Origin of the sequence: Nocardioides flavus (ex Wang et al. 2016), assembly GCF_014653115.1 — a bacterium.
Lineage (GTDB): Bacteria > Actinomycetota > Actinomycetes > Propionibacteriales > Nocardioidaceae > Nocardioides > Nocardioides flavus.
In genome coordinates this window covers 128,723-153,846 of the sequence record NZ_BNAD01000006.1, presented here as the reverse complement: position 1 = coordinate 153,846, position 25,124 = coordinate 128,723, and the positions used below count along the sequence as shown (strand labels likewise).

Below are 25,124 nucleotides of genomic sequence, written 5' to 3'. Positions count from 1 at the left end.
GGCCCATGAGCACCGACCTCGGCCTTCCGCCCGTCCTCGACCCGGAGACCGCGAAGAACGTGCTGCTCGCCGCCCCCCGCGGCTACTGCGCGGGGGTCGACCGGGCGGTGATCACGGTCGAGAAGGCGCTCGACCTCTACGGCGCCCCGGTCTACGTCCGCAAGCAGATCGTGCACAACAAGCACGTGGTGGCCAACCTCGAGGCGCGCGGCGCGATCTTCGTCGAGGAGCTCGACGAGGTCCCGGAGGGCCGGACCGTGGTGTTCTCCGCCCACGGCGTCTCCCCGGCCGTCCACGCCCAGGCGGCCGAGCGCAACCTCAAGACGATCGACGCGACCTGCCCGCTGGTGACCAAGGTCCACCACGAGGCCCGCCGCTTCGCGGCCGACGACTACGACATCCTGCTGATCGGGCACGAGGGTCACGAGGAGGTCGAGGGCACCGCGGGTGAGGCGCCCGAGCACATCCAGCTCGTGCAGAGCCCCGCCGACGTGGCCGGCATCGTCGTCCGCGACCCGGCCAAGGTCGCCTGGCTCTCGCAGACCACCCTGAGCGTGGACGAGACGCTCGAGACGGTGGCCGCGATCCGCGAGAAGTTCCCCCTGCTGCTCGACCCGCCCAGCGACGACATCTGCTACGCCACCCAGAACCGGCAGCTCGCGGTCAAGGAGATCTCCGGGGCCGCGGACCTCGTGATCGTCGTCGGCTCGCGCAACTCGTCCAACTCCGTACGACTCGTGGAGGTCGCCCTCGAGGCGGGCGCCAAGGCGTCCTACCTCGTCGACGACCACACCGAGATCGACGAGGGGTGGCTCGAGGGCGTCGAGACCGTGTCGGTGACCTCCGGCGCCTCCGTGCCCGAGGACCTCGTCGAGGGCGTGCTGGCCTTCCTGTCCGAGCGCGGTTACCCCGATGCCCGAGCGGTGCACTCCGCCGAGGAGTCGCTGATCTTCGCGCTCCCGCCCGAGCTGAGGCGCGACCTGCGCGCGGCGCAGAAGGCCTGAGGCACGTCGTGGCGCGCTACATCGACATCCATCCCGACAACCCGCAGCCGCGGCTCGTCGCGCAGGTCGTCGAGGCGCTCCGCGACGACGCGCTCATCGCCTACCCGACCGACTCGGGCTATGCGCTCGGCGCGCAGCTCGGCAACCGCGAGGGTCGCGACCGGATCCTGCGGATCCGCGAGCTCGACGACCGCCACCACTTCACGCTGATGTGCAAGGACTTCTCCCAGCTCGGGCAGTTCGTCCATGTCGACAACAACGCGTTCCGCGCGATCAAGGCCCTGACGCCGGGTCCGTACACGTTCGTCCTGCCCGCGACGGGCGAGGTGCCCAAGCGGCTCATGCACCCCAAGAAGCGCACCGTCGGTGTCCGCATCCCCGACCACACGCTCGTGTGCGCGTTGCTCGAGGAGCTCGGCGAGCCGATCCTCACCAGCACCCTGATCCTCCCCGGCGAGACGGAGGCGCGGACCATGGGCTGGGAGATCAAGGAGGACCTCGACCACGTCGTGGACGTCGTCGTCGAGTCGGGCGAGGTCACCGCCGAGCCGACGTCGGTGATCGACTGGTCCGACGCGGAGCCGGTGATCATCCGGCTCGGCGCCGGCGACGTGTCGCGCTTCGAGGACTGACCGGGCACTTCCTCGCGCCCGGGACGGGTCAGCGGGGTCAGCCGGCGGACTGCCCGAGCTCGCGCTCGAGCTCGGCGGCCACCCCGGCCTCGCTCTCGCGGTGCAGCCGCCAGCCGAGCCAGCCGAGGCTGAGCGCGTAGCCCGCGAAGAGGGCGACACCGTGGGTGGCGACGCCCGAGATGACCGCCTGGAGCAGGCTGTCGCGCGGGTCGGCCACGGCGGAGCGGGCGACGAGGGCGACGAAGGCGAAGACGAGCGTCATCAGCAGCGGGGGCAGCAACGCGACCATGTAGAAGTCGCGGCGACGCACCAGCGCGGCGAGCCCGAGGGACAGGGCGACGAAGCAGAGGTCGAAGAACAGCGTCAACCGCCCGGCCAGCAGCACGTCGATGCTGACGGCCGTGAGGGTGAGCGCGACACCGAGCGACACCACCTGCGGGCCGGGCTCGTGCCCGACCTCCCACGACGCAGCGGCGTGATCCACGGCCTCAACCTAGGACGGTCATCAGGCGCCCTCGGCGCGGCGCGCCGCAACGGAGGACTCCTCGCGGGCGATCAGGTCGTCGAGCACGGGGTCGCCCGAACCACCCGGCAGGTCGTCGAGGACCCCCAGCTTGGGCGCCGCCAGCGAGCGCGCGACGGACTCGACCTGGCGTGGCCCCTCCAGCGTCTCGGAGGTGACGCCGAGCTCGCTGAAGCGACGGGCGGAGACGAGCACGCGGCCCTCCAGCGAGCCGACCGCCTGGTTCCACGCGACCACGCTGGCGTTGAGCGAGCGCCCCACCCGGTCGAGGTGGCCCGCCATCGACCCCAGGCGCGCGTGCAGCTCCCGGCCGAGCCGCTGCACCTCCTGCGCCTGCGCGTTGAGCACCTCGTGCTGCCAGCCCTGCGCGACGGTGCGCAGGAGCGCGATCAGCGTCGACGGGGTCGCGAGGACGACGTTGCGCGCGGCGGCCTGCTCGACGAGGTCGGGCACGGCCTGCAGTGCGGCCTGGAGGATCGCCTCGCCCGGCAGGAACAGCACCACGAACTCCGGCGTCGCGGCCAGCGCCTCCCAGTAGCGGCGCGAGCCGAGGTCGGCGACGTGGGTGCGCAGGTGCTCGCCGAGGCGGGCCAGCGCCCGGTCGTGCTCGGCCGGGTCGTCGGAGGCGGTGAGGTCGAGGAAGGCCGCGAGCGGCGCCTTGGCGTCGACCGCGATGGTCCGACCGCCCGCCAGCGACACCACGAGGTCCGGGCGCAGCCGGCCGTCGTCGAGGCGCGTCTGCTCGGCGAAGTCGCAGCGGTCGACGAGGCCGGCCAGCTCGACGGTCCGGCGCAGGTGGAGCTCGCCCCACTGCCCGCGCACCTGCGGCTTGCGCAGCGCGGTCGCGAGCGTGGTCGTCTCCCGGCGAAGGCTCTCGGTGGACTGGCGCATGTCGGCCACCTGCTGGTGGAGCTGGGCCTGCCACGCGGTCCGGTCGTGCGCGAGGTCGCTCAGCTGGTCCTGGAGCCGGTCGAGGCCGTCCCGCACGACCGCGTGGTCGGCGACGCGCTGCTGGAGCGCCGCGATCGCGGGGTCGTCGGCGGGGCGGCTGCGCGACCACAGCACGCCGATCAGCGCGCCGAGCGCCAGGCCGACGGCGAGGACGGCCGCCAGGGTGAGCAGGAGGGGGAAGGTGTCCATGGCCCCAGCATGGCCGGGGCCACCGACAGTCGGCCTCGGCGTGGGTCTGTGGGCCGCGGGCCGTCCGTGCGGGCGGGGTAGTCCAGTGAGAAGCGGTCGTCCCGGAGCGGATGTCACAGCCAGAGCTCACTGGACTAGGCCAGGGAGACGGCCTCAGGACGGGCGGTGGTGACACACCCAGACGCCGGGAAGCGGAGACCACCAGGTGCCGTCGGTCGCGGCGGGGTCGTGAGGGCATGGCCGCGTGTCGCTCGCGGGGTTGGTGCTGATGCCCTCGGAGGGCCACCGCGGGTCGGGCGCGAACACGTGGATGACCCCCGTGTCGCCCTGAGACTCCAGGTTGATGCAGTGGTCGGGCGGCAGCATCACGCCGGGGTCGCCCGCGCATCCCCACACGGCGTCGTTGGCGTCGAAGGTCTCGAAGTCGGGAGAGGCATGTGCCGCGCCGGCGAAGCAGGCGGAGGCGATGGCGGTGGTGACAGGGAGAAGCACGGACTTGCGCATGTCGGGACTCCATCGGTCGGTCGATCTCGGGATGCCGCCGACCGCACGGAGATGTCAGTCGTGAATCATCACTCGACCGAGTGACTGCCGTCCGGTAGTCCGGCACGTGTCGACCGCCGGGGGAGTCGGCCACCCTCAGACGAGGTCGACCACGACCGGGGCGTGGTCGGAGGGCGCGCCGGCGTACCGGGCCGGGTCGCGCTCCTCGCGGTCGACGAACGCCCCGGTCACCCGTGAGGCGAGCGTCGGCGAGGCGAGGACGAAGTCGATCTTGAGCCCGCGGTCGCGCTCGAAGCGCTGGCGGTAGTAGTCCCAGTAGGTGTAGCCCGGGTCGTGGGCACGCGTCACCTCGGCGTACCCGTCGTCGAGGAAGCCCTGGAAGGCCGCCCGCTCGGGCGGCGTGACGTGGGTGGACTTCGCGAACTGCTTGACGTCGAAGACGTCGTCGTCGGTCGGGCAGATGTTCCAGTCGCCGACCAGGGCGGTCTCGCCGTCGAGCCAGGCGCTCGCGGTGGCGCGTAGCCGGGCCAGCCAGTCGAGCTTGTAGACGTAGTGCGGGTCGTCGGGCTTGCGCCCGTTGGGGACGTAGAGCGACCAGATCCGTACGCCGGCGCAGGTGGCGCCGATCGCGCGCGCCTCCTCGGCGGCCGGGTCGCCGTACGACGGCATGTCGGCGAAGCCGACCTCGACGTCCTCCAGCCCGACGCGGGAGAGCAGGGCGACGCCGTTCCACTGGTTGAACCCGGCGACGGCGATCTCGTAGCCAAGGGCCTGCAGGCCCATCAGCGGCAGCTGGTCCTCGCGTGCCTTGGTCTCCTGCAGCGCCAGGACGTCGACCTCGTGGCGCTGGACGAACGCCTCGACCCGGTCGATGCGGGAGCGGAGCGAGTTGACGTTCCAGGTCGCGATGCGCACCCGACCACCCTAAGGAGGGCGGTTCGCGCGGCGTGCCGTGGGGCAGCGAAGTCCGTCGGCCGGAAACCCTTTACAGGTCGCGGGTGGATGGGGGAGGTTCTTCGGCACGCACCTGTCTCGGGAACTCGTGCACTGCAGGACCTGTGTCGGACCTCGTCCGACGCGACGCTTCGACTCTCCGGGACGGCGTGTGCGACCACACCCATCGAGAGAGAAGAACCAGCAATGACGCGCAGTCGACTCGGGGCGATCGCCCTCACCAGCGCAGCACTCCTCGGCGCAGCCCTCGCCTCGCCGGCGTTGGCGACCACGGACTCGGAGATCCCGACGTTCCAGCAGTTCCACGCAGACACCTACAAGGACGCCGACCAGCAGTACATCGTCAACGGTGACGAGCCGGTCTCCACGACCGGCGACCTCAGGGCCTACTACGACCGGATGATCGAAGGTGCGGAGGAGGCCGCCGAGGAGGGCATGACCGCGAACCTGGTCGTCAACACCGTCGGCGGCGCGGACGACAAGTGGTCGACCAGCCAGGTCGGCAACCTGACCTACTGCGTGAGCACCAAGTTCGGGACGCGCTACAACGACGTCGTCGCGGCGATGGCCGCCGGAGCCCAGCTGTGGGAGGACGCGTCGTCGGCCATCGACTACGTCCACGTCCCGTCGCAGGACGCCAGCTGCACCACCCGCAACAGGAGCGTGGTCTTCTCGGTCGAGCCGGTGCAGACCTCCCAGTACATCGCCCGTGCGTTCTTCCCCAGCTCGCCCAAGCGCTCGCGCAACGTGCTGGTGGACGACTCGATCTGGACCGCGGGCTCCTGGACCCCGGCCAACATCATGGGCCACGAGCTCGGCCACACGCTGGGCTTCCGTCACGAGCACACGCGCCCCGAGTCCGGCACCTGCTTCGAGGACAACAACTGGCGCCCGCTGACGCCGTACGACTCGGCGTCGATCATGCACTACCCGCAGTGCAACGGCACCTCGAACAACCTCAGCATGACCGACACCGACCGTCAGGGAGCGGCTGCCCTCTACGGGGCGTGACCTCCACGGGCCGGCCGGCCTGACAGCGGACCCGGACTCCCCCTTCGTCCCGAGCGGAGGGGGCGTCCGTCATGCCCGGCGGTCGTGGGCGGCTACCGGCAGGTAGCGTCGACCCGTGCCCACTCCCGCCGCCGGCCCCGCCTCCACGATCCTCTCCGCACGCGATCTGGAGTTCATGCTCTTCGAGTGGCTCGACGTCGAGGCGCTGGGCGAGCGTCCTCGCTACGCCGAGCACGACCGTGAGTCCTACGAGGCGCTGCTGGCGCTCTGCGCGGAGCTCGCCGCCGACCAGTTCGCACCGCACTACCGCAAGAGCGACGTCGAGGAGCCGGAGTTCGACGGCGAGCGCGTACGCCTGATCCCCGAGGTCGCCACGGCCCTCGAGGCCTTCGCCCGGGCCGACCTCCTCGGGCTCACGCTCGACGAGGAGCAGGGCGGGCACCAGGTGCCGCACGTGGTCGCCGCTGCCTGCATGGCGTGGTTCACCGCCGCCAACATCGGCACCGCGGCCTACTCGTTCCTCACGATGGCCAACGCCGCCCTGCTCCTCGAGCACGGCACGCCCGACCAGGTCGAGCGCTTCGTCGGCCCAATGCTCGAGGGCCGGTTCTTCGGCACGATGACGCTGTCGGAGCCGCACGCGGGGTCGAGCCTCGGCGACGTGCTCACCCGTGCCGTCCCCGCCGACGACGGTACCTACCGGATCTTCGGCAGCAAGATGTGGATCTCGGGCGGCGACCACGAGATGGGCGACAACATCGTCCACCTGGTGCTCGCCAAGCTCCCCGACGCGGCTCCCGGAACCCGGGGGATCTCGTTGTTCGTCGTGCCCAAGCACCTCGTCGCCGCGGACGGCTCCATCGGCGAGCGCAACGACGTCGCCCTCGCCGGCATCAACCACAAGCTCGGCAACCGCGGCACCGTCAACACCGCCCCGGTCTTCGGTGGCGGCGCCTTCACCCCGGGCGGAGCGCCGGGAGCCGTCGGCCACCTGGTCGGCGAGCCCGGCAAGGGGCTGTCCTACATGTTCCACATGATGAACGCCGCCCGGCTCGGCGTCGGGATGGCCGCTACCACCACCGCGTACACCGCCTACCTCAAGTCGCTCGAGTACGCCCGCTCGCGCCCGCAGGGCCGGCGGCTGGGCACGGCCGACCCGACCACCCCGCAGGTGCCGATCATCGAGCACGCCGACGTGCGTCGCATGCTGCTGGCGCAGAAGTCGTACGTCGAGGGCGCCCTCGCCCTCAACCTCTGGTGCTCGCGCCTGCTCGACGTGCAGGCCAGCGCACTCGACGACGCGGAGCGTACGGAGGCGGTCCTGCTGCTCGACCTGCTCACGCCGATCGCGAAGTCGTGGCCCTCGCAGTGGGGTCAGGAGAGCAACAGCCTGGCCATCCAGGTCCTCGGCGGGGCGGGCTACACCCGTGACTACGACGTCGAGGCGCACTGGCGCGACCAGCGGCTCAACCCGATCCACGAGGGCACCCACGGCATCCAGGCCCTCGACCTCCTCGGTCGCAAGGTCCTCGGGGGTGGCGGTGCCTCGCTCGCCGCGCTGGCGGGACGGGTCGCGCAGACCGTGGCGCAGGCCCGCGACCTCGGCGGCGAGCCCGCCGCGTACGCCGAGGCGCTGCAGGCGATGGTCGACCGGCTCGGCGAGGTCACCCTCGCGCTCGCCGGGCTCGGCGACCCCGAGCGGACCATGGCCAACGCGACCGTCTTCCTCGAGGCGGCCGGCCACGTCGTGGTCGCGTGGATGTGGCTCGAGCAGCTCGTCGCGGTGGGGGAGGAGGAGGGCGACTTCTACGACGGCAAGCGCGCGGCCGCCCGCTACTTCTTCCGGTGGGAGCTGCCCAAGGTCGGCCCGATGCTCGACCTGCTCGCCTCGGGCGACACCACCACGCTCGAGATGCGCGACGCCTGGTTCTAGACCTGCTCTCGGGCCGGCTCCGTCACGACGAAGTCGCCCAGCAGGCCCGGTGTCGCGGCGTCGGCCAGCGCCACGGCGACCTCGAGGCGTACGTCGCGCACCACTACGCGCTCGGTCCCGGCGGCCGTCGTCGCGGTCAGGTCGGCGAGGCCGATCCGGCGCTGCCACCACGACTGGGCCACGACCCAGCCGATGATGCCGTCGGTCTCCAGGACCGTACGCACCCGGGCCAGCGTGCCGCTGCCCGCGACGAGGTGCTCACCGGCCAGCGCGTGGCCGAGGTGGCGGTAGGACGCCTCGCCGACGACGACCGCGGCCACCAGCAGTGCGCCGCCGAGGGCGACGAGCCACCACCACGTGAGCTCGAACCACCACCAGCCGACGGCCAGCAGCACGATGACGTCGAGGGCGTTGCGCAGCTGGCGGAACCATGCGCGACGGCGCGCCTTCGGCCCGTGCTCGACGAGCGGGGCGGTCAGTGGTCCGCGATGGTCGAGAACGGCCTCGCCGACCCCGACCGCCACGGTGCGCGGGCACGGCGGCAGCACCTGGGTGACGCCGTCCTCGACGCCGGTGGCGAGCGTCGAGAGCTCGGCGCCGCCGACCAGCCGCAGCAGCACCGGCTCGGTGACCTCCACCCCGCGGACCTTCGCCTCCTCCACCGTGATCGAGCGGGTGGTGAGCAGGCCCGAGGTGAGGTGCAGCGACCCGTGCTCGCGCGCGAGCCGGAAGCCCCACCACTGCAGGACGTAGCCGGCCACCGACACCACCAGCCACAGCGTCAGTCCGCCGACGGCGAGCGTCAGCACGATGGCGACCACGGCGAACTGGGTGAGCCACTCCCACGCGGAGGTCGCCGTGTCCTCGTTCCAGATGGGGAGCTCGTCGGCCACCTGCGACAGCAACCCGAGTCCGCCCACGAGCAGCACCAGCCGGCCCAGGCTGAACGGCGCGAACCGCAGCCAGGACCAGTCGATCGCCGCGAGCGGCACCGCGGGCGCGGGCGGCGGCACCGGGACGTCGGCGTACGCGGGTGCCGGACCGGCCGCGAGCGGGTCGGCGGGCTGCGGGGCACCATCCAGCGGAGCGGCGGCCGGCACGGCGACCCGCCGCCCGAGCAGGGACGTACGGAGCGCGTGGGCGTCGGCGGCGGCGAGCGCGTCGAGCGTGATCCGGTCGTCGTCGACGCCGGTGCCGACCTGGACCTTCTGCAGGCCCAGGACGCGGTGCAGCAGCGACGCCTCGAGGTCGACGCTGCGGACCCGGTCGAGCGGAGCGGTCGACGTGGTCTTGTTGAGGATGCCGCTGCGCACCTGGATCTGGGTGTCGGTCACCCGGTAGTGGGTGGTGAGCCACGGCAGCGCGCCGAGCACGATCGGCCCCAGCACCACGAGGGGGAGCACGGCGGGCCAGAACCGCATGTCGCTCTGGCTGATGCCGATGAGCGCCACCACGACGGGCACGACGGCCTGGCCGACGGCCTTCACCGGGTCGAGCAGGAGCTTGCGGGGGCTGAGCCGGACCCAGCCGTCGCCGGGGGCGGGGATCACGTCGCGTCGCCCTCGGTCGCCGCGGTGATGGCGGTCAGCCGGGCGACCACGTGGGCCGCGGTCTCGGCGTCGAGGCAGTCCACCGTGATGGGCCCGGCGGCGGACGCGGTGGTCACGGTGATCGAGGCGAGGCCGAACATGCGCATCAGCGCGCCCTGGCGGGAGTCGACGGTCTGCACCCGGCTGATCGGCGCGATCCGGGTCTCCCGGCCGATCCACCCCTCGCGGGTGTGGACGGCGGTGTCGGTGACCTCCCACCGGTGGACGCGGTAGCGGATGCGCGGCATCAGCACCACGTGGGCCACCGCGACCACGGCGAGCAGCAGCACGACCAGCCCGACCCAGCCGGGCGCGCCCGGGACCACCAGCCACGCGACGGCGGCGCCCCCCACGAGGACGGCGTCACCCATCAGCGCCGACACCGTCCAGAACCCGATCGCCTGCGGCGAGACCCGGTGGGCCGGTGCGCGCAGCACGGCCCCCCGTCCGACCGGCCCAGCCCCCTCGTCACTCATGCCTCGAGTCTTGCAGGTGCCTCGCCGGGTTTCGTCGGGCCACCGGCCGCGGCCGTAGACTCCCCGCCCGTGGCTCTCACCATCGGCATCGTCGGTCTCCCCAACGCGGGCAAGTCGACGCTCTTCAACGCACTGACCAAGAACGACGTGCTCGCGGCGAACTACCCGTTCGCGACGATCGAGCCCAACGTGGGTGTCGTCGGGGTCCCCGACGAGCGGCTCCCCCGGCTCGCGGAGGTCTTCGAGTCGGCCAAGGTCCTGCCTGCCACGGTCGAGTTCGTCGACATCGCCGGCATCGTCCGCGGCGCCTCGCAGGGCGAGGGCCTCGGCAACAAGTTCCTCGCCCACATCCGCGAGTCCGCCGCGATCTGCCAGGTGACGCGCGTCTTCCGCGACGAGGACGTCACCCACGTCGACGGCGAGGTCAACCCCGCCAACGACATCTCGACCATCCAGACCGAGCTGATCTTCGCCGACCTCGAGACGGTCGACAAGGCGATCGCGCGCCTGGAGAAGGAGTCGCGCAAGGTCAAGGACCTCGTCGCCAACCTCGAGGCCGCCAAGGCCGCCAAGGAGGCGCTCGAGTCGGGCACGCCGATCATCGCCACCGACATCGACCGCTCGCTGCTGCGGGAGCTGTCGCTGCTGACGGCCAAGCCGTTCATCTACGTCTTCAACTGCGACGCCGACGAGCTCGCCGACGAGGCCCTCAAGGACCGGATGCGCGAGATCATCGCGCCCGCCGAGGCGATCTTCCTCGATGCCAAGTTCGAGGCGGAGCTCGCCGAGATGGACGACGACGAGATGGCCCACGAGATGCTCGCCGAGATGGGCATCACCGAGTCCGGCCTCGACCAGCTCGCCCGCGTCGGCTTCGACACCCTCAGCCTGCAGACCTACCTGACCGCCGGCCCCAAGGAGACGCGGGCCTGGACGATCCGGAAGGGCGCGACCGCTCCCGAGGCCGCCGGTGTCATCCACACCGACTTCCAGAAGGGCTTCATCAAGGCCGAGGTCGTCTCCTTCGACGACCTGATGGCCGCCGGCTCCATGCTCAAGGCCAAGGAGGCCGGCAAGGTGCGCATGGAGGGCAAGGACTACGTGATGGCCGACGGCGACGTGGTGGAGTTCCGCTTCAACGTGTGAGGCCCAACGCGCCGGGCGGGTGATCTTCGACCCAGTCCGCCCGCAACGGCCGACGGGCGGTTACTGTGGAGTAACCAACCGTCGACCACTGGAGGGACGATGGCTCCCTTGGCTCCGCACACGGTCGTGCTCCACGGCCACGAGCTCTCGTACGTCGACAGCGGCTCGGGCCCCGTCGCCCTCTTCATCCACGGCATCCTCGGGTCCCAGCGACAGTGGGCCCACCTCGTCGACGAGGTCGACGACGACCACCGCGTGGTGGTGCCCGACCTGTTCGGGCACGGCGACTCGGCCAAGCCGACCGACGACTACTCGCTGGGCTCGCACGCCGCGACGCTGCGCGACCTGCTCGACCACCTCGGGATCGACCGGGTCACGCTCGTCGGGCACTCGCTCGGCGGCGGCATCGCGATGCAGTTCTACTACCTCTTCCCCGAACGGGTGGACCGGCTCGTCCTCGTCGCGAGCGGCGGTCTCGGGCGCGAGGTCAACCTCGTGCTGCGCGCTGCGACGCTGCCCCTGGCCGAGCAGGTGCTCGGCCTCGTCGCCTCGGACCCCGTCCTCGAGCGGGTGGAGGCGGTGGGCCGGGGCGCGCAGCGGCTGGGCTGGCGGCCGGGGGCCGACATCGGCGCGGTCTGGCGCGGCTTCACCTCGCTCGGCGACCGCGAGAGCCGCCGCGCGTTCCTCGCCACCACCCGGGCCGTGATCGACATCGGCGGCCAGAGCATCAGCGCCCACGACCACCTCGGCGCTGTGACGCCCCCGCCGACGCTGGTGGTGTGGGGATCGAGGGACCGGATGATCCCGGCGTGGCACGCGCTGAACGCGCAGCGGGCCCTGCCCGAGTGCCGGGTCGAGCTCTTCGAGGGCGCCGGCCACTTCCCGCACCTCGACGACCCCGACCGGTTCGCGCGGGTGCTGCGGGAGTTCATGGCAGGCGCGCCGGACGACCAGAAGTCGGGAGACGTTCCGCCGGTCACGCGGGAGCCAGGCTCCAGCGCGTAGTTGTGGTCGTCCGACGCGCCCGATCAGCTCACCAGCACCGCGAAGATGCCGGTCCCGATTGCCAGCCAGACCAGTGCGAACCCCAGCAGCACCGCGAGCTGCCGGTCGCGCCCTCGCCCGAACGCCTCGTAGCGCAGCCACATCACCGGGCTGATCACGACGAAGACGCCGAGGCCGGCCACGAGCCACTGCTCGATGCCGAGGATCCAGAGCGTGAGGACCAGGCCGACGGCGACCGGCACCTGCCAGGCCATGCTGCGGCCGTACGCCGCGAGGAGCTCGTCGGGGGTGCGGCTCACAGCGTGAAGTGCCCCGCTGCGAGGCTGCGGAGGACGCAGAACTCGTTGCCCTCCGGGTCGGCCATGACGACCCAGGACTCGTCGCCGCTCTGGCCGACGTCGGCCCGCGTCGCCCCGAGCGCCTCGAGGCGCTCGACCTCCTCGTCGCGCGAGCGGTCGACGGGGGAGAGGTCGAGGTGCATGCGGTTCTTGACGACCTTGTCCTCCGGCACGGCCGCGAGGAACATCGTCGGCGGCACCGGGCCGGACCGTACGGCGTCGAGCAGCGCCTGGTCGTTCTCACGAGGTGGGCCGATCTCCACCAGCCCGGGCTCCCGGTCGAGCACCACCCAGTCCAGCGCCCCACACCAGAAGTCCGCCAGCAGGTCGGGGTCGTGGCAGTCGAGGGAGATCTCGGTCAGTCGTGAGGCCATGCAGCGATCCAAGCAGTGATCGGTGTCGCGGCATACTGGTCGCCATGTTCGCCCGGAAGCCCGACTCCGTCTCCGCCGCCGAGGGCGCCCGCGCGGCCGAGCAGGGCCGGGTCGTCGTCTACTGGCGCACGGGCTGCCCGTTCTGCGCCCGCCTGCGGCTGAGCCTGGGCAGGAAGGTCCGCGACGTCGTCTGGGTCGACGTCTGGGCCGACCCGGAGGCGTCGGCGTACGTCCGCAGCGTCAACGACGGCAACGAGGTGGTGCCCACGGTCGTCATCGACGCAGTGCCGCACACCAACCCGCCGCCGCGCCAGGTGCTCGCGGCACTCTGACGCGGCGGCTGGGCTCAGAAGTCCTCGTCGAACCCGACCGCCCCCGTCACGCCGACCTGGTAGGCCGACACCTTGCGCTCGAAGAAGTTGGACAGCTCCTGCACGTCCTGCAGCTCCATGAACGCGAGCGGGTTCGCCGAGCCGTAGATGGCGGGCAGGCCGAGACGCTCCATGCGGCGGTCGGCGACGTACTCGAGGTAGGCGCGCATGTCGGCGGTGGACAGCCCGGCGACGCCGCCGCCGAGCAGGTCCTCGGCGAACTGCGCCTCGGCGTCCACGCCGTCGACGAGCATCTGCCGCACCTGCGCCGCCATCTCGTCGTCGAAGAGCTCCGGCTCCTCCTCGCGCACCGTGTCGACCACGTCGAAGGCGAAGGCCATGTGCATCGACTCGTCACGGAAGACCCAGTTGGTGCCGGAGGCCAGGCCGTTGAGGAACCCGCGCGAGCGCAGGAAGTAGACGTAGGCGAACGCGCCGTAGAAGAACAACCCCTCGATGACCGCGGCGAAGCAGATGAGGTTGAGCAGGAACCTCCGCCGGTGCTCGCGGGTCTCGAGCGCGTCGAGGTCGAAGACCGAGTCGATCCACCGGAAGCAGAAGTCGGCCTTGGCCTTGATCGAGGGGATGTTGTCGACGGCGGCGAAGGCCTCGTGGCGCTCGGTCTCGTCGGGGACGTAGGTGTCGAGCAGGGTCAGGTAGAACTGCACGTGCACCGCCTCCTCGAAGAGCTGGCGCGACAGGTACAGCCGGCCCTCGGGGGAGTTGATGTGCTGGTAGAGGTTGAGCACCAGGTTGTTGGCCACGATCGTGTCGCCGGTGGCGAAGAAGGCCACCAGTCGGGAGACCAGGTGGCGCTCGGCGTCGCTGAGCCGCTGGAGGTCCTTGAGGTCGGAGTGCAGGTCGACCTCCTCGACCGTCCAGGTGTTCTTGATGGCGTCGCGGTAGCGGTCGTAGAAGTGCGGGTAGCGCATCGGTCGCAGGGTGAGGTTCATCCCGGGGTCGAGGAGCATCCGCTGCTGGTCGGTGGTGGAGTCGTGGGTGAGCGTCACTGGCAGGCCTCGCAGTTCTCGGGGTTCTCCAGCGAGCAGGCGAGCGCCTCGTCGTCGGAGAGGGTGGTCGGGGGAGCGGGTGTGGGGAGGGTGGAGACGGTCGTCTGCTGGATCCGCGTCGCGGGGCGCGAGCGGAGGTAGTAGGTCGTCTTGAGTCCGGCCTTCCACGCGTGGAGGTACATCGAGGAGAGCTTCCCGATCGACGGACCCGCGATGAAGAGGTTCAACGACTGGCTCTGGTCGATGTAGGGCGAGCGGTCCGCGGCCATGTCGATGAGCGCGCGCTGCGGCAGCTCCCATGCCGTACGGAAGAGCTCGCGCACGTCGTCGGGCAGCTGGGCGATGCCCTGCACCGACCCCTCGGCCCGCTTGATCGCCTCGCGCACCTCCGATGTCCACAGGCCGCGCGCCTTGAGCTCGCGGGTCAGGGCGGCATTGACCTGCAGGAACTCTCCCGACAGCGTCTCGCGCTTGAACAGGTTGGACACCTGCGGCTCGATGCACTCGTAGCAGCCTGCGATCGAGGCGATGGTCGCCGTCGGCGCGATCGCGACGAGGAGCGAGTTGCGCAGGCCGTGCTCGGCGATGTCCGCGCGCAGTCGCTCCCACCGCTCGGTCTGGGTGGGGACCACGCCCCACAGGTCGGGCTGGAGCACCCCGCCCGCGGCTCGCGTCTCGGCGTACGCCGGGTGCGGTCCGTGGCGCCGAGCGAGGTCGACGGACACCTCGAGCGCCGTCAGGAGGATCTCCTCCTGCACCCGGGTGGAGAGCTCGCGGGCCTCGGGGGAGTCGAAGGGCAGCCGCAACGCGAAGAACACGTCCTGCAGGCCCATCAGTCCCAGGCCGACCGGACGCCAGCGCGGGTTCGACGCGGCCGCCTCGTCACTGGGGTAGTAGTTGACGTCGACGACCCGGTCGAGCAGCGGCACCGCTGTGCGCACCGTGGCGCGCAGCCTGTCCCAGTCGATCTGCGGTCTCGTGACAGGCGCGAGGGCGTCTTCCTCGACCAGCGGCTGGGTGAGGTGCTGAGCGAGGTTCACCGAGCCGAGGTTGCACACCGCGGTCTCGTCGTCGGAGGACACCTCGATGATCTCCGTGCACAGGTTGGACAGGTGCACCACGGGCCCGCCCGGGGTGTCCCGGGTCTGGTTGCAGGTGCGGTTGCTGGCGTCCTTGAAGGTCATCCACCCGTTGCCGGTCTGGGCGAGGGTGCGCATCATCCGGCCGTAGAGGTCGCGCGCCCGCACCCGGCGTACGTAGCGCCCTTCTGCCTCCGCGCGCCGGTAGGCCTCGTCGAAGGCCTGGCCCCACAGGTCGGGGAGCTCCGGGGCCTGGTCGGGATCGATGAGCGACCACTCGGCATCCGCCTCCACGCGGCGCATGAACTCGTCGGGCACCCAGTGCGCGAGGTTGAGGTTGTGGGTGCGGCGGGCGTCCTCGCCGGTGTTGTCGCGCAGCTCGAGGAACTCCTCGACGTCGGGGTGCCACGGCTCGAGGTAGACGCACGCCGCGCCCTTGCGGCGTCCGCCCTGGTTGACGGCGGACACCGACGCGTCGAGGGTGCGCAGGAACGGCACGATGCCGTTGGACTGGCCGTTGGTCCCACGGATCAGCGCCCCGCGCGAGCGGACCCGGGAGAAGCCGATGCCGATGCCGCCGGCGAACTTCGACAGCTTCGCGACCTGCGCGTAGCGGGAGTAGATCGAGTCGAGGTCGTCGCGGGGGCTGTCGACGAGGTAGCACGACGACATCTGGGTGTGCCGGGTGCCGGAGTTGAAGAGCGTCGGTGAGGACGGCAGGTAGGCCAGCGACGACATCAGCCGGTAGAACTCGATCGCCTCGCCCGGGGCCTGGGCCAGGCCGCACGCGACCCGGAGCAGGAAGTACTGCGGGGTCTCCACGACGAGGCGGCTCGAGGGGTGACGCAGCAGGTAGCGGTCGTAGACCGTGCGCAGCCCGAAGTACTCGAAGCGCCGGTCCCCGTCCGGGTCGACGGCGAAGTCGAGCTTGCGGGCGTTGTCCTTGACGAAGGCGGCCGTGTCGTCGCCGATCAGCCCCTCGGCGTGCCCGAGCGCCACCGACTGGCTGAACGACATGACGCCCTGGTTGCGGACCTCCTTGTCGATGTAGCCCGCCAGCAGGCGGGCGGCCAGCCTGCTGTACTGCGGCTCCTCGCCGATCATCTCCGCGGCCGTCTGGATCGACAGCCGGTCGAGCTCGGCGGTGGTGGCGCCGTCGTAGAGCCCGCTGATGGTGCGGGTCGCGACCCGCATCGGGTCGACGTCGGCCAGGTCGTCGCTGACCCGGTCGACGGCGCGGACGATCTTGTTGACGTCGACGGGCTCGCCGTCGCCGTTCCTCTTGCGCACCTGCATGGTCGTGCGCACCGGTGACTCGGTGATGGTCACTTCTCTCTCCTCGCGAGACGGACGTTGTCCGGGGCCGCGGGAGGAGAGGGCCGTACGAAGCGCACGCGGGCGCGGCGTCGTCGGTGCCCACCGGCCTTCCCACGAGGCCTCGGACCACCGCACCCGGTCGGGTGCGGTGCGCTGGCAGGTCTTCGGACTCGTGGGCGCTTCTTCTCGACGGTTCCTGAGGAGGTTGCGCAGGACCGTCTCGAAGGGCTCCTACTGGCCGTCGCTTCCCAGATCAGGTGATCCAGTGCTGTGTGACGGCGGTCGTTCCCACTCACCGCTGCGGGGCAGTCCCGGACTCACACCGGGTTCCCTCTTGCCTCGACACGTCTGGCTGACGCGCCGAACCAGCTGCGTCGGCCACCGTATGTAGGTCGTGAGGAGAAGTGGGGGACCACATCTTGTGTCGGCGTGTCCCGGTGGCCGGTCCGCCAGTGGCGACGCTCAGTCGAGCGCGTGGAGGGCGACGTACGCCGTCGCGATCGCGGCCCCGAGGCGGGCGTTGTGCTCCACGAGGGCGATGTTGGCCCGGAGCGACTCGCCGGAGGTGATCTCGACGATGCGCCCGAGGAGGTAGGGGGTCGCGTCCTTGCCGCGGATGCCGAGCGCGTCCATGTCGCCGAGCGCCTGCTCGATGATCACGCCGATCTCCTCGGCGGGGATCTCCGCCTCGGCGGGGATCGGGTTGGCCACGACGACACCGCCGGCGAGCCCGAGGTCCCACTTCGCGCGCATCAGCCCGGCGATCTCGGCGGGGGAGTCGAGGCGCATCGGTGCGGCGAAGCCGGAGGACCGGGAGAAGAACGAGGGGAACTCGTCGGTGCCGAAGCCGAGCACGGGGACGCCGAGGGTCTCCAGCTTCTCCAGCGTCAGGCCGATGTCGAGGATGCTCTTGACGCCCGCGCACACGACCGCGACCGAGGTGGTCGTGAGCTCGGTCAGGTCGGCCGACACGTCGTACGACGTCTCCGCGCCGCGGTGCACGCCGCCGAGCCCGCCGGTCACGAACACGCCGATCCCGGCGAGGGCGGCCAGGCGCATCGTCGAGGCCACGGTCGTCGCGCCGTGCAGGCCGCGTGAGACGACGTAGGGCAGGTCGCGGATCGACACCTTGAGCACCGACTCGTCCGAGGCGAGCAGCTCGAGGTCGTCGGCGGACAGGCCGATCGTCGGCTTCCCGTGGAGCACCGCGATGGTCGCCGGGACGGCCCCGCCCTCGCGGACGATGCCCTCGACGGCGCGGGCCATCTCGACGTTCTGCGGGTAGGGCATGCCGTGGCTGATGATCGTGCTCTCCAGCGCGACCACGGGCCGCCCGGAGGCGAGCGCGTCGCGGACCTCGTCGGTGACGGTCAGCATCAGTGGTCCCTCCCCAGGAAGTCGGCCAGGTCCGGCCGGACGGTGTGCGGGCTCGCGATCGTGGCGGCCGCGGCCAGGTGCCCCTCTTGGGCCGCCGCGACCGGGTCGGCGCCCCGCAGCCAGGCCGCGACCCAGGCGGCCAGCATGGCGTCGCCGGCACCGGTGACGTCGACGACCTCCGCGGGCACGGCGGGCAGGTGGACCGGCTCGGCGCCGCGGCTGCACATCCAGGACCCGTCAGCGCCCTGCCGCAGCCAGACGTGCTCGACGCCGCGGTCGTGCAGGTCGGCGATGGACGCCCGCCAGTCCGCCGCGGACCGACCGGTCAGGGCGGCGATCTCGTCGGCGTTGGGCGTCACGAGGAACAGCTCGCGCACGAGGTCGGCCAGCCGCGCCGCCTTGGCCACCGACACCGGCTCGAAGGCCACCGGCACGCCCGCCGCGGCGGCCGAGGCGACGACCCGGGCGGCCTGCTCGTGCGCGAGGTTGCCGTCGAGCACCACCAGCGCGGCGTCGGTGAGGTGGACCGTGTCGAGCTCGAGGTGGTCGACGACCGCCATGTCGGAGACCGCCGCCACCAGCTCGCCGCGGTCGTCGAGGACGGCGGTGTAGGTGCCGGTCGCTCCCGGCACCCGGCGTACGGCCGCCACGTCGGCGCCGCACTCGGCCGTCACGCGCAGCGCCTCCTCGCCGAAGGCGTCGTCGCCGACCGCAGACACGAGGCGTACGGGGGCGCCCAGCAGGCCGAGGCACGCTGCGATGTTGCGGCCGACCCCACCGGGGGAGATGCGGGTGTGCCCGGGATTGCTGGTCGCCGGGACCAGCGGCGCCGACGTGCGCGCCACGACGTCCATGTTGGTCCCGCCGACGACCACCACCCACTGCCTCACGCGCAGATCCTGACAGAGCGACGACGGGCGCGCGTCAGATCTCGTCGTCGACGTACGTGGGCCGGGCGACCCGCAGGCCCGCGAGGGTCAGCGGCACCGACGTGAGCGCGAGCAGCGCGAGGACGAGCGTCCAGCCGCCCGTCGCCTCGTGCAGCACGCCGACGAGGAAGGGCCCGATCGCGGCCAGCGCGTAGCCCACCGGCTGGACGAACCCGGAGAGCTGGGCGGTGACCGACGGGTGCCGGGTGCGGGCGGTGATCAGGGCGATGGCCGTGGGGAAGGCGAGGCCCGCGAAGCCCAGCAGCAGGGCCCACGCCCACGGGAGGGTGGCCGGTGCGAGGAGCAGCCCGACGTAGCCGAGGGCGAGGGCGACGCCGAAGGACACGGCCAGGGCCCGCAGGCCGCGTCCGCGGGCGATCACGGTGGGCATCGCCAGCGCGCCGAGGATGCCGACGCTCGACAGCAGCGCCTGGAGCGCGCCGGCCGAGGACGCCGACATGCCGGCGTCGCGGTAGACCTGCGGCAGCCAGCCGAACTGGACGTAGGCGTGCATCGACTGCACGCCGAACAGGACGGTCAGCGCCACCGCGGTCGGCGAGTGGACCACCCGGCCACTGGGCGGGGCGTCCCCCGAGACGGCGTGCTCCGCCGGCGACCGGTGCTCGCGAACGGCCAGCCACGCCCACAGCGGGAGGGTGGACAGCGCGAGCAGGCCCCACATACCGAGACCCACCCGCCACGAGCCGCCGACCTCGCTCGCGGGTGCGGTCATCAGGGGACCGATGGTGCCCCCCACGAGGAGGCCGGTGCCATAGACGGTCATCAGCGCCACCGTGTGCCCGTGGGCCTTGATCCACGCGGGGACCAGCACGTTGCCGACGGCCATGCCAGCCAGTGCGACGACGGTGAGGAGCAGGAACACCGGGACGCTGTCGGTGGTCACGCGCACGAGCAGGCCGACGACCACGGCGACGAGCCCGATCGCGATGCCGACGGTCATCCCGACCCTGCGGGCGAAGGCCACGGCGACGGCTCCCGCCAGGCCGAACACGAGGCCGGGCAGGCCGGTCACCGCTCCCGCGACGCCGGCGCTCATGCCCAGGCCGAGGCGTACCTCCTCGAGCACGGGACCCACGGAGGAGGCGCCCGGGCGCAGGTTGACCGAGACGAGCGCCACGGCGGCGAGGAGGATCCCGAAGGCGAGCGCGGGGGTGCGCACCGTACGTCCGGTGCGGGCGTCGGCGTCAGTCACGCGCGAACCTCGCGCCGAGCCTCGGCAGCACGAGGAGCGCGCCGAGGACGAGGGTCGCGACGACGACGAAGGGCGTGGCGGTGCCCTGGCCGCTGACCTGTCGCAGCAGCATGCCGACGGCGAGCGCGCCGACCCACACCACGACCCCGGAGGAGACCGCCGCGGGCGGCCGACGGGTCACGACGAGGACCGCCCAGGCGGCCAGCGTGCCCACGAGGAACGGCCACGCGGTGGACCACCAGCCTCCGGCGGTCAGCGTGCCGTAGTGGCTGAGCCGGCCGACCACCGCGAAGACACCGACGAGGAGGAGGTCGACCACGAGCCACATGGTTCCCAGCCTAGGCAGCACCGGGCTCGGGACCTCTCGCACGGGGTGCCCGCACTGGAGCTGAGAGCTCGCGCAGCCTCGAGACACTCCCGGCAACCCCGCGCCCCTGAGCGTCCGAGCAGGTACGGTCCCCCGGTGCCGAACCGGGGAGCAGCGCGCCTGCTCGTGCTGATGATCGTGGCCGGGCTGCTGTCCGTCGCCGTTCCCGCGACCGCGCAGGAGCCGGTGCCGCGCCCGGTGCTCAACCTCGACTTCCCCGACCCCGCGGTCGTCGTCACGCCCGGCGGAGGCCTGGTCGCGTACGCCACGGGCGACCGGGTGCCGCACGCCTGGTCGCGAGCCGCCGACGGGCCATGGCGCCGCGGCCCGGGCCTGCTGACGCACAAGCCGTCCTGGTCGCGCGCTGGTGGGGTGTGGGCCGTGGACGTGGCCCGCGTGCGTGGACGCTGGCTGCTCTACTACGCCACTCCGGTGCGGGGCATGGGCGAGCACGGGCGCTGCATCGGTGTCGCGCGCTCGACCTCCGCGCGGGGGCCGTTCCGGCCCGTCGGCAGCGCGCCGCTCGTGTGCCCGTCGTACGCCCGCACGCCGCTCGCCCAGGACCCGATGCTGCCGCGCGACCGTACGCTCCCGCGCGCCGGCGTCATCGACCCGTCGTGGTTCCGCGACGCCGACGGGGCGACCTACCTGCTCTACAAGACCGACCGGATCCCCTCCAGCGTGCGGCTCGTGCCGCTGACGCGTGACGGGCAGTCGGTGAAGCCCGCTGCGACTAGCGTCGAGCTCTTCCGCTCCACGGGCGTGGTGGAGAACCCGGTGCTGACCCGGCGCCCCGAGGGCTACGTGATGCTCGCCTCGGAAGGCGATTGGACCCGCTGCGGCTACCGCACCCGCTGGCTGAGGTCGGCGTCCCTGCTCGACTGGACGGCCGCCGACGGCGGGATGCTGCTCGACAAGGACAGCACCGGGCTCTGCGGCCCCGGCGGCGCCGACCTGGTCGAGGACCGGCGCGGCCGGGTGCTGGCGTTCTTCCACGGGTGGACCTGCCGCGGCACGACGCAGCCGTGTGCCGGCTCCGGCAAGTGGGACCACAAGCTGCGTCAGCGCGGCCGCCGGGCGATGTACGCCGCGCGCCTGGGCTGGGTGGACGGTGTGCCGCAGGTCACCGGCTGGCTCCGGGCCCGCTGAGCCTCAGCAGACCTAGGCTCGGCACATGCCATCCGAGTGGGACAGCCACACCGCCCTGACCGCGACCGGCGACGGTCTCCTCGGCGCCGAGCTCGACCCCGGCTGGGTCGTGGGCGGCGGCGTCAACGGCGGCTACCTGCTCGGCGTGGTCGGCCGGGCCGTCGCCGAGACCATCCCGGCCAAGCCGCACCCGCTGTCGGTCAGCGCCTACTACCTGTCCGCTGCCCGGCCGGGTCCGGCCCAGGTGTCCACGCGGCTGCTGCGCGAGGGCGGCTCCGTCACCACAGTCTCGGCCGAGCTCGCCCAGGAGGGCGCCACCCGCATCGCCGTGCTGGCGACGTACGGCGACCTGGGCGCGCTGCCGGACGACGTCGCCACCACCGCCGAGCCCCCGGCCATCCCCCCGCTCGAGGAGTGCGTGCCCGGCTCGCTCGCGCCCGAGGAGACGCGCCGCGTCGCCCCGCTGATGGAGCGTTTCGACCTGCGCTTCGACCCCGCGTGCGTCGGCTGGGCGGTCGGGGAGCCGAGCGGGCGCGGGCACATCCAGGCCTGGTTCCGGATGGCCGACGGCCACGACGTCGACCCGGTCGGCCTGCTCATGGTCTGCGACGCGCTGCCGCCGGTCACCTTCGACCTCGGGCGTCCCGGCTGGGCGCCGACGCTCGAGCTGACCGTCCACGTCCGCGCCGTGCCTGCGCCCGGCTGGCTCCGGGTCTCGCACCGCACCCGCAACGTGGCCGGCGGCATGTTCGAGGAGGACTGCGAGGTCTGGGACTCCGCCGGTCGCCTCGTCGCCCAGAGCCGGCAGCTGGCGATGCAGCCGCGCGCCTGACCTGCGCCATTGCCGTTGAGTCTCCCAGAGACTCAACGCGCAGCCCGGGCGTGTCGCGAGGTCGCTGAGCTGTGAGTCTCTCAGCGACTCACGGGCAAGTCAGTCGAACCAGGCGCGGTCCATCGCGACGATCCAGCGTCGTCGCGGGTGCTCGGTGAGCGACCACAGCCGGTCGGTGGAGGGCCAGTAGGACAGGTCCTCGGGCCCCATCGGCAGGGCCCAGCGACGCCCGCGCATGGCACCCGGCCGGCCGGCGTACATGCTGCCGGGCATCCAGGGGCCGTGCGAGACCGTCACGTGGTAGCGCCCGCCCGCGATCACCGCGCCCTGCATCTGCCGGACGCCTCCGTGGTCGATCGCGAGGGGACGGGAGTAGCCGTCCTCCCCGGCCGGGATCTGCCAGGTGTGCGGGTCGAGCTCGTAGCGCGCGAGCCGCGTCGTCGCGTCGGGGTCCAGGGCGTACTCGCCGGCGACGAGGGCCGGCGGGTCGGAGCCCCGGTCGAGCGACATGAAGGAGTAGCGGAGCTTCTGGTGGCCGTCCTCGGCATGGGCGCGGTAGGTGAACCGGACCGGCAGCACGTAGCGGTGGCCGTAGGAGTGCACGCGGGTGCCGTCGAGGCCGAACCGGTCCGGGTGGTCGTCGTCGCCGGGCACCCGCATGATGTCGTCGACCCGGGCGGTGACGAACCCGCGGCTGGTGGCCGCGATGTGGAGGTAGGGCCCTGCCCACACGACGCCCCCGGCGTGGATGGTCGTCGGCCGCAGCGTCAGGGCCCCGGTCTCGTCGAGCACGGGCGAGACCAGCAGGACGTGGCGGTAGGTGCCCGAGTCGAGGTCGACGAACGTGACCCGTGAGCCGCGCTTGGTGCCGTCCCGGCCGGTCGAGTACCAGGTCGTCACGACGACCCGCCGCCCGTCGACGTCCCCGGTCTCGGAGGAGTCGGCGCTGGTGGAGATCCCCTGCGGGTACCACTGCTCGTCCCGCTCGTCGTGGGCGTCCCACCTGTACGCCTCGCGCACCGCCCGCCCGAGCAGCCGCGGGACCCGCGAGCGGCGCAGCTCCCACTTGAGGTCGGTGAGCAGGCCTGCGAGGCCGGCCGGCTCGCCGAGGAGGCCGGCGAGGGCGTCGATCTCGCGGACGTTCTCATCCGTGCGCTCGAGGTGCACGCCCCGGACGTACGGCGACTCCGACGCGGTGGACATGGGGTCGACCCTAGCCAGCCGGTGGAGGGGCAGAATCACCCTCGTGAGGGCGATCTTCTTCGACGAGGACGACGCACGGGCGGTCGTCGCCCGGCTGCGCGCCGACGGCTTCGAGGCACGCCTGGAGCGCGAGCGGCTCTCCGGCGAGGACGACGACGAGGACCACCCGTGGGCGGTGCTCAGCGATGCGCCGGCCTTCATGCTCGAGGTGCTCGTCGACACCCACGACGGCTGGCTCGATGAAGAGCCGGAGGAGGGTCCGGGCGCCGGTGCGGAACACGGCGCGCCTCCGCCGCCGTTGCACCTGCCGACCGCGCCGAAGCGCATCAAGCGCCCCGACCTAGGCTGAGGAACATGACGCAGAACCCCGAGCGACGCCTGCTGCTCGTCCACGCCCACCCCGACGACGAGTGCATCAACAACGGCGCCACCATGGCGCGCTACGTCGACGCCGGCGTCGGCGTCACCCTCGTCACCTGCACCGCCGGCGAGATGGGCGAGGTGCTCGTCCCCGACCTGTCCCACCTCGCCTACGAGGAGCAGGGCGGCCTCGGCGATCGTCGGCGCGACGAGCTCGAGCAGGCGATGAAGGTCCTCGGCGTCACCGACCACCGCTTCCTGGGTGGCTACGGCCGATTCCACGACTCCGGCATGGCGTGGCACGAGGACGGCCACGCGGTCGCAGGCGAGTTCGTCCCCGACAACGCGTTCTGGCACGCCGACCTCAACGAGGCCGCCGACGAGCTGGTCAAGGTCATCCGCGAGGTCCGCCCGCAGGTGCTCGTGACCTACGACCAGTTCGGCGGCTACGGCCACCCCGACCACATCCAGGCCCACCGCGTCGCGATGTACGCCGCGCAGCTCGCCGCCGCCCCGTCGTACAAGCTCGAGCTCGGCGAGCCGCACGACATCGCCAAGATCTACTGGACCGCGATGAGCGAGTCGCGGATGCGCGCCAGCCTGCGCGCGCTGCGCGAGGCCGGCGACACCGAGACGTTCGCCGGGATGGAGCCCGACGGCAAGCTGCCGCCCTTCGTGACGCCCGACGAGCTCATCAGCGCCCGCGTCGACGGGGCCACGACGGTGCAGCGCAAGATGGACGCGCTGGCCAAGCACGAGACCCAGGTGCGGACCGACGGGCACTTCTTCGCCGGCGCCGAGAGCGGCCACTCGTGGTGGTCCGAGGAGTTCTACCGCCTGGTCAAGGGCACCCCCGGCCCGACCGACGCCGACGGGTTCGAGGACGACCTCTTCGCGGGGCTGTGAGGCCGCCCTCCCTCCTCGCCGGCCTGCTCGCCGGTGCCCTCTCCGCGTCCGTCGGCGTCGTGTCCGGTGTGGCCGGCACCCTGCTCCACCTCCACTGGTGGGGCCTGGCGCTGGCGCTGGCCACGGCGGTCGTCGTGCTCGGCTGGCTGCCGCCGGGCGGCCTGCGCGTGGCCTTCGCGCTGGGGTGGTGCGTCGCGGTGCTGAGGGGTGTCCTCGAGGGCCCGGGAGGCGGCTTCCTGGTCGCCGCCGACGCCGCCGGCTGGTCCCTGCTGGCCGGGTCGGCGGTGCTGCTCGTCGCGTCGGTGGCGACCGTCCGCGGCCGGCGTACGACGCCCCGGGGGCGCGCCGACGATCCGGGACTTCGGGGATCGGCCACCTAAAC

27 protein-coding genes and 1 riboswitch are annotated in these 25,124 nt (G+C 72.3%); of the genes, 12 read left to right on the top strand and 15 right to left on the bottom strand.

Annotated elements, in window-relative coordinates; genetic code table 11:
- The first annotated feature begins 5 nt into the window (after nucleotides 1-5).
- Nucleotides 6-1,004, top strand: coding sequence for a 4-hydroxy-3-methylbut-2-enyl diphosphate reductase (locus tag IE200_RS12595; protein ID WP_191279826.1), 999 nt, complete (start codon nucleotides 6-8; stop codon nucleotides 1,002-1,004).
- 8 nt (nucleotides 1,005-1,012) lie between these two features.
- The gene (locus IE200_RS12590) at nucleotides 1,013-1,636 is read left to right on the top strand and encodes an L-threonylcarbamoyladenylate synthase (protein ID WP_191279825.1); all 624 of its coding nucleotides are present in this window, start codon (nucleotides 1,013-1,015) and stop codon (nucleotides 1,634-1,636) included.
- Nucleotides 1,637-1,673: 37 nt separating this feature from the next.
- On the opposite strand, the gene IE200_RS12585 is transcribed toward IE200_RS12590, so the two are convergent.
- The 4 genes from IE200_RS12585 to IE200_RS12570 form a co-directional block, all read right to left on the bottom strand.
- Entirely contained in the window at nucleotides 1,674-2,120 is a 447-nt protein-coding gene (locus IE200_RS12585; protein ID WP_191279824.1) for a DUF6542 domain-containing protein, read from the bottom strand.
- Nucleotides 2,121-2,141: 21 nt separating this feature from the next.
- Nucleotides 2,142-3,299, bottom strand: a complete 1,158-nt coding sequence (locus IE200_RS12580; protein WP_191279823.1) for a DNA recombination protein RmuC — start codon at nucleotides 3,297-3,299, stop codon at nucleotides 2,142-2,144.
- Between the two features lie 153 nt (nucleotides 3,300-3,452).
- Nucleotides 3,453-3,803, bottom strand: coding sequence for a hypothetical protein (locus IE200_RS12575; protein ID WP_191279822.1), 351 nt, complete (start codon nucleotides 3,801-3,803; stop codon nucleotides 3,453-3,455).
- A 135-nt stretch (nucleotides 3,804-3,938) separates the two neighbouring features.
- The gene (locus tag IE200_RS12570) at nucleotides 3,939-4,718 is read right to left on the bottom strand and encodes an exodeoxyribonuclease III (RefSeq protein WP_191279821.1); all 780 of its coding nucleotides are present in this window, start codon (nucleotides 4,716-4,718) and stop codon (nucleotides 3,939-3,941) included.
- Nucleotides 4,719-4,943: 225 nt separating this feature from the next.
- Here IE200_RS12570 and IE200_RS12565 point away from each other — a divergent pair, with 225 nt between their 5' ends.
- Nucleotides 4,944-5,768, top strand: a complete 825-nt coding sequence (locus IE200_RS12565) for a matrixin family metalloprotease (RefSeq protein ID WP_191279820.1) — start codon at nucleotides 4,944-4,946, stop codon at nucleotides 5,766-5,768.
- Nucleotides 5,769-5,883: 115 nt separating this feature from the next.
- Nucleotides 5,884-7,701: an acyl-CoA dehydrogenase gene (locus IE200_RS12560; RefSeq protein ID WP_229856464.1), complete on the top strand. Its 1,818-nt coding sequence runs from the start codon at nucleotides 5,884-5,886 to the stop codon at nucleotides 7,699-7,701.
- On the opposite strand, the gene IE200_RS12555 is transcribed toward IE200_RS12560, so the two are convergent.
- Complete coding sequence (locus IE200_RS12555; protein WP_191279819.1) at nucleotides 7,698-9,251, bottom strand: PH domain-containing protein; 1,554 nt, start codon at nucleotides 9,249-9,251, stop codon at nucleotides 7,698-7,700. The two genes, IE200_RS12560 and IE200_RS12555, sit on opposite strands and share 4 nt — an antisense overlap.
- Nucleotides 9,248-9,766 (bottom strand): PH domain-containing protein, encoded by a 519-nt coding sequence (locus IE200_RS12550; RefSeq protein WP_191279818.1) that lies wholly within the window; start codon nucleotides 9,764-9,766, stop codon nucleotides 9,248-9,250. The genes IE200_RS12555 and IE200_RS12550 overlap by 4 nt, the downstream gene beginning before the upstream one ends.
- A gap of 69 nt (nucleotides 9,767-9,835) precedes the next feature.
- Here IE200_RS12550 and ychF point away from each other — a divergent pair, with 69 nt between their 5' ends.
- Nucleotides 9,836-10,912, top strand: a complete 1,077-nt coding sequence (gene ychF, locus IE200_RS12545; protein WP_191279817.1) for a redox-regulated ATPase YchF — start codon at nucleotides 9,836-9,838, stop codon at nucleotides 10,910-10,912.
- A 108-nt stretch (nucleotides 10,913-11,020) separates the two neighbouring features.
- The gene (locus IE200_RS12540) at nucleotides 11,021-11,917 is read left to right on the top strand and encodes an alpha/beta fold hydrolase (protein WP_229856462.1); all 897 of its coding nucleotides are present in this window, start codon (nucleotides 11,021-11,023) and stop codon (nucleotides 11,915-11,917) included.
- Between the two features lie 23 nt (nucleotides 11,918-11,940).
- On the opposite strand, the gene IE200_RS12535 is transcribed toward IE200_RS12540, so the two are convergent.
- Together IE200_RS12535 and IE200_RS12530 are read right to left on the bottom strand one after the other, a co-directional pair.
- Nucleotides 11,941-12,216 carry a hypothetical protein gene (locus IE200_RS12535; protein ID WP_191279815.1) on the bottom strand — a complete coding sequence of 92 codons (276 nt, stop codon included), beginning with the start codon at nucleotides 12,214-12,216 and terminating at the stop codon, nucleotides 11,941-11,943.
- Nucleotides 12,213-12,629: a VOC family protein gene (locus IE200_RS12530; RefSeq protein WP_191279814.1), complete on the bottom strand. Its 417-nt coding sequence runs from the start codon at nucleotides 12,627-12,629 to the stop codon at nucleotides 12,213-12,215. Before IE200_RS12530 ends, IE200_RS12535 begins: the two co-directional genes overlap by 4 nt.
- 44 nt (nucleotides 12,630-12,673) lie before the next feature.
- Here IE200_RS12530 and IE200_RS12525 point away from each other — a divergent pair, with 44 nt between their 5' ends.
- The gene (locus tag IE200_RS12525) at nucleotides 12,674-12,961 is read left to right on the top strand and encodes a glutaredoxin domain-containing protein (RefSeq protein ID WP_191279813.1); all 288 of its coding nucleotides are present in this window, start codon (nucleotides 12,674-12,676) and stop codon (nucleotides 12,959-12,961) included.
- Between the two features lie 14 nt (nucleotides 12,962-12,975).
- Here IE200_RS12525 and IE200_RS12520 read toward each other — a convergent pair whose 3' ends face one another.
- The 6 genes from IE200_RS12520 to IE200_RS12495 all read right to left on the bottom strand — a co-directional run bounded on the left by IE200_RS12520 (nucleotide 12,976) and on the right by IE200_RS12495 (nucleotide 20,253).
- Nucleotides 12,976-14,010 carry a ribonucleotide-diphosphate reductase subunit beta gene (locus IE200_RS12520; RefSeq protein WP_229856461.1) on the bottom strand — a complete coding sequence of 345 codons (1,035 nt, stop codon included), beginning with the start codon at nucleotides 14,008-14,010 and terminating at the stop codon, nucleotides 12,976-12,978.
- Complete coding sequence (locus tag IE200_RS12515; protein ID WP_229856460.1) at nucleotides 14,007-16,418, bottom strand: ribonucleoside-diphosphate reductase subunit alpha; 2,412 nt, start codon at nucleotides 16,416-16,418, stop codon at nucleotides 14,007-14,009. The genes IE200_RS12520 and IE200_RS12515 overlap by 4 nt, the downstream gene beginning before the upstream one ends.
- Before the next feature lie 140 nt (nucleotides 16,419-16,558).
- Nucleotides 16,559-16,776, bottom strand: a riboswitch (cobalamin riboswitch).
- A 92-nt stretch (nucleotides 16,777-16,868) separates the two neighbouring features.
- A complete protein-coding gene (locus IE200_RS12510) occupies nucleotides 16,869-17,783 on the bottom strand; it encodes a pseudouridine-5'-phosphate glycosidase (protein WP_191279812.1) in 915 nt (304 codons plus the stop codon).
- On the bottom strand, nucleotides 17,783-18,673 hold the full coding sequence (locus tag IE200_RS12505; protein ID WP_229856458.1) for a carbohydrate kinase family protein: 891 nt from the start codon (nucleotides 18,671-18,673) through the stop codon (nucleotides 17,783-17,785). The genes IE200_RS12510 and IE200_RS12505 overlap by 1 nt, the downstream gene beginning before the upstream one ends.
- Nucleotides 18,674-18,707: 34 nt before the next feature.
- On the bottom strand, nucleotides 18,708-19,925 hold the full coding sequence (locus tag IE200_RS12500; RefSeq protein ID WP_229856457.1) for an MFS transporter: 1,218 nt from the start codon (nucleotides 19,923-19,925) through the stop codon (nucleotides 18,708-18,710).
- Entirely contained in the window at nucleotides 19,918-20,253 is a 336-nt protein-coding gene (locus IE200_RS12495; RefSeq protein WP_191279811.1) for a DUF3054 domain-containing protein, read from the bottom strand. Before IE200_RS12495 ends, IE200_RS12500 begins: the two co-directional genes overlap by 8 nt.
- Before the next feature lie 135 nt (nucleotides 20,254-20,388).
- Between IE200_RS12495 and IE200_RS12490 the strand changes: the two genes are divergently transcribed.
- Nucleotides 20,389-21,441, top strand: a complete 1,053-nt coding sequence (locus IE200_RS12490) for a glycoside hydrolase family 43 protein (protein WP_191279810.1) — start codon at nucleotides 20,389-20,391, stop codon at nucleotides 21,439-21,441.
- Between the two features lie 25 nt (nucleotides 21,442-21,466).
- Complete coding sequence (locus tag IE200_RS12485; RefSeq protein WP_191279809.1) at nucleotides 21,467-22,273, top strand: thioesterase family protein; 807 nt, start codon at nucleotides 21,467-21,469, stop codon at nucleotides 22,271-22,273.
- A gap of 99 nt (nucleotides 22,274-22,372) precedes the next feature.
- On the opposite strand, the gene IE200_RS12480 is transcribed toward IE200_RS12485, so the two are convergent.
- Nucleotides 22,373-23,476, bottom strand: coding sequence for a hypothetical protein (locus tag IE200_RS12480; RefSeq protein WP_191279808.1), 1,104 nt, complete (start codon nucleotides 23,474-23,476; stop codon nucleotides 22,373-22,375).
- Nucleotides 23,477-23,519: 43 nt separating this feature from the next.
- Here IE200_RS12480 and IE200_RS12475 point away from each other — a divergent pair, with 43 nt between their 5' ends.
- The 3 genes from IE200_RS12475 to IE200_RS12465 are packed head-to-tail and all read left to right on the top strand — an operon-like array spanning nucleotide 23,520 to nucleotide 25,122.
- Nucleotides 23,520-23,825 (top strand): hypothetical protein, encoded by a 306-nt coding sequence (locus IE200_RS12475; RefSeq protein WP_229856456.1) that lies wholly within the window; start codon nucleotides 23,520-23,522, stop codon nucleotides 23,823-23,825.
- Between the two features lie 5 nt (nucleotides 23,826-23,830).
- Entirely contained in the window at nucleotides 23,831-24,742 is a 912-nt protein-coding gene (gene mshB / locus IE200_RS12470; RefSeq protein ID WP_191279806.1) for an N-acetyl-1-D-myo-inositol-2-amino-2-deoxy-alpha-D-glucopyranoside deacetylase, read from the top strand.
- Nucleotides 24,739-25,122, top strand: a complete 384-nt coding sequence (locus IE200_RS12465; protein ID WP_191279805.1) for a hypothetical protein — start codon at nucleotides 24,739-24,741, stop codon at nucleotides 25,120-25,122. Before mshB ends, IE200_RS12465 begins: the two co-directional genes overlap by 4 nt.
- Nucleotides 25,123-25,124 lie beyond the last annotated feature (2 nt).

Bases quoted from the DNA above. Each gene is read 5' to 3' on its own strand.
- IE200_RS12595 (WP_191279826.1), top strand. From the start codon at position 6: ATGAGCACCGACCTCGGCCTTCCGCCCGTCCTCGACCCGGAGACCGCG.
- IE200_RS12580 (WP_191279823.1), bottom strand. From the start codon at position 3,299: ATGGACACCTTCCCCCTCCTGCTCACCCTGGCGGCCGTCCTCGCCGTC.
- IE200_RS12575 (WP_191279822.1), bottom strand. From the start codon at position 3,803: ATGCGCAAGTCCGTGCTTCTCCCTGTCACCACCGCCATCGCCTCCGCC.
- IE200_RS12565 (WP_191279820.1), top strand. From the start codon at position 4,944: ATGACGCGCAGTCGACTCGGGGCGATCGCCCTCACCAGCGCAGCACTC.
- IE200_RS12550 (WP_191279818.1), bottom strand. From the start codon at position 9,766: ATGAGTGACGAGGGGGCTGGGCCGGTCGGACGGGGGGCCGTGCTGCGC.
- IE200_RS12530 (WP_191279814.1), bottom strand. From the start codon at position 12,629: ATGGCCTCACGACTGACCGAGATCTCCCTCGACTGCCACGACCCCGAC.
- IE200_RS12525 (WP_191279813.1), top strand. From the start codon at position 12,674: ATGTTCGCCCGGAAGCCCGACTCCGTCTCCGCCGCCGAGGGCGCCCGC.
- IE200_RS12510 (WP_191279812.1), bottom strand. From the start codon at position 17,783: ATGCTGACCGTCACCGACGAGGTCCGCGACGCGCTCGCCTCCGGGCGG.
- IE200_RS12495 (WP_191279811.1), bottom strand. From the start codon at position 20,253: ATGTGGCTCGTGGTCGACCTCCTCCTCGTCGGTGTCTTCGCGGTGGTC.
- IE200_RS12485 (WP_191279809.1), top strand. From the start codon at position 21,467: ATGCCATCCGAGTGGGACAGCCACACCGCCCTGACCGCGACCGGCGAC.
- IE200_RS12480 (WP_191279808.1), bottom strand. From the start codon at position 23,476: ATGTCCACCGCGTCGGAGTCGCCGTACGTCCGGGGCGTGCACCTCGAG.
- mshB (WP_191279806.1), top strand. From the start codon at position 23,831: ATGACGCAGAACCCCGAGCGACGCCTGCTGCTCGTCCACGCCCACCCC.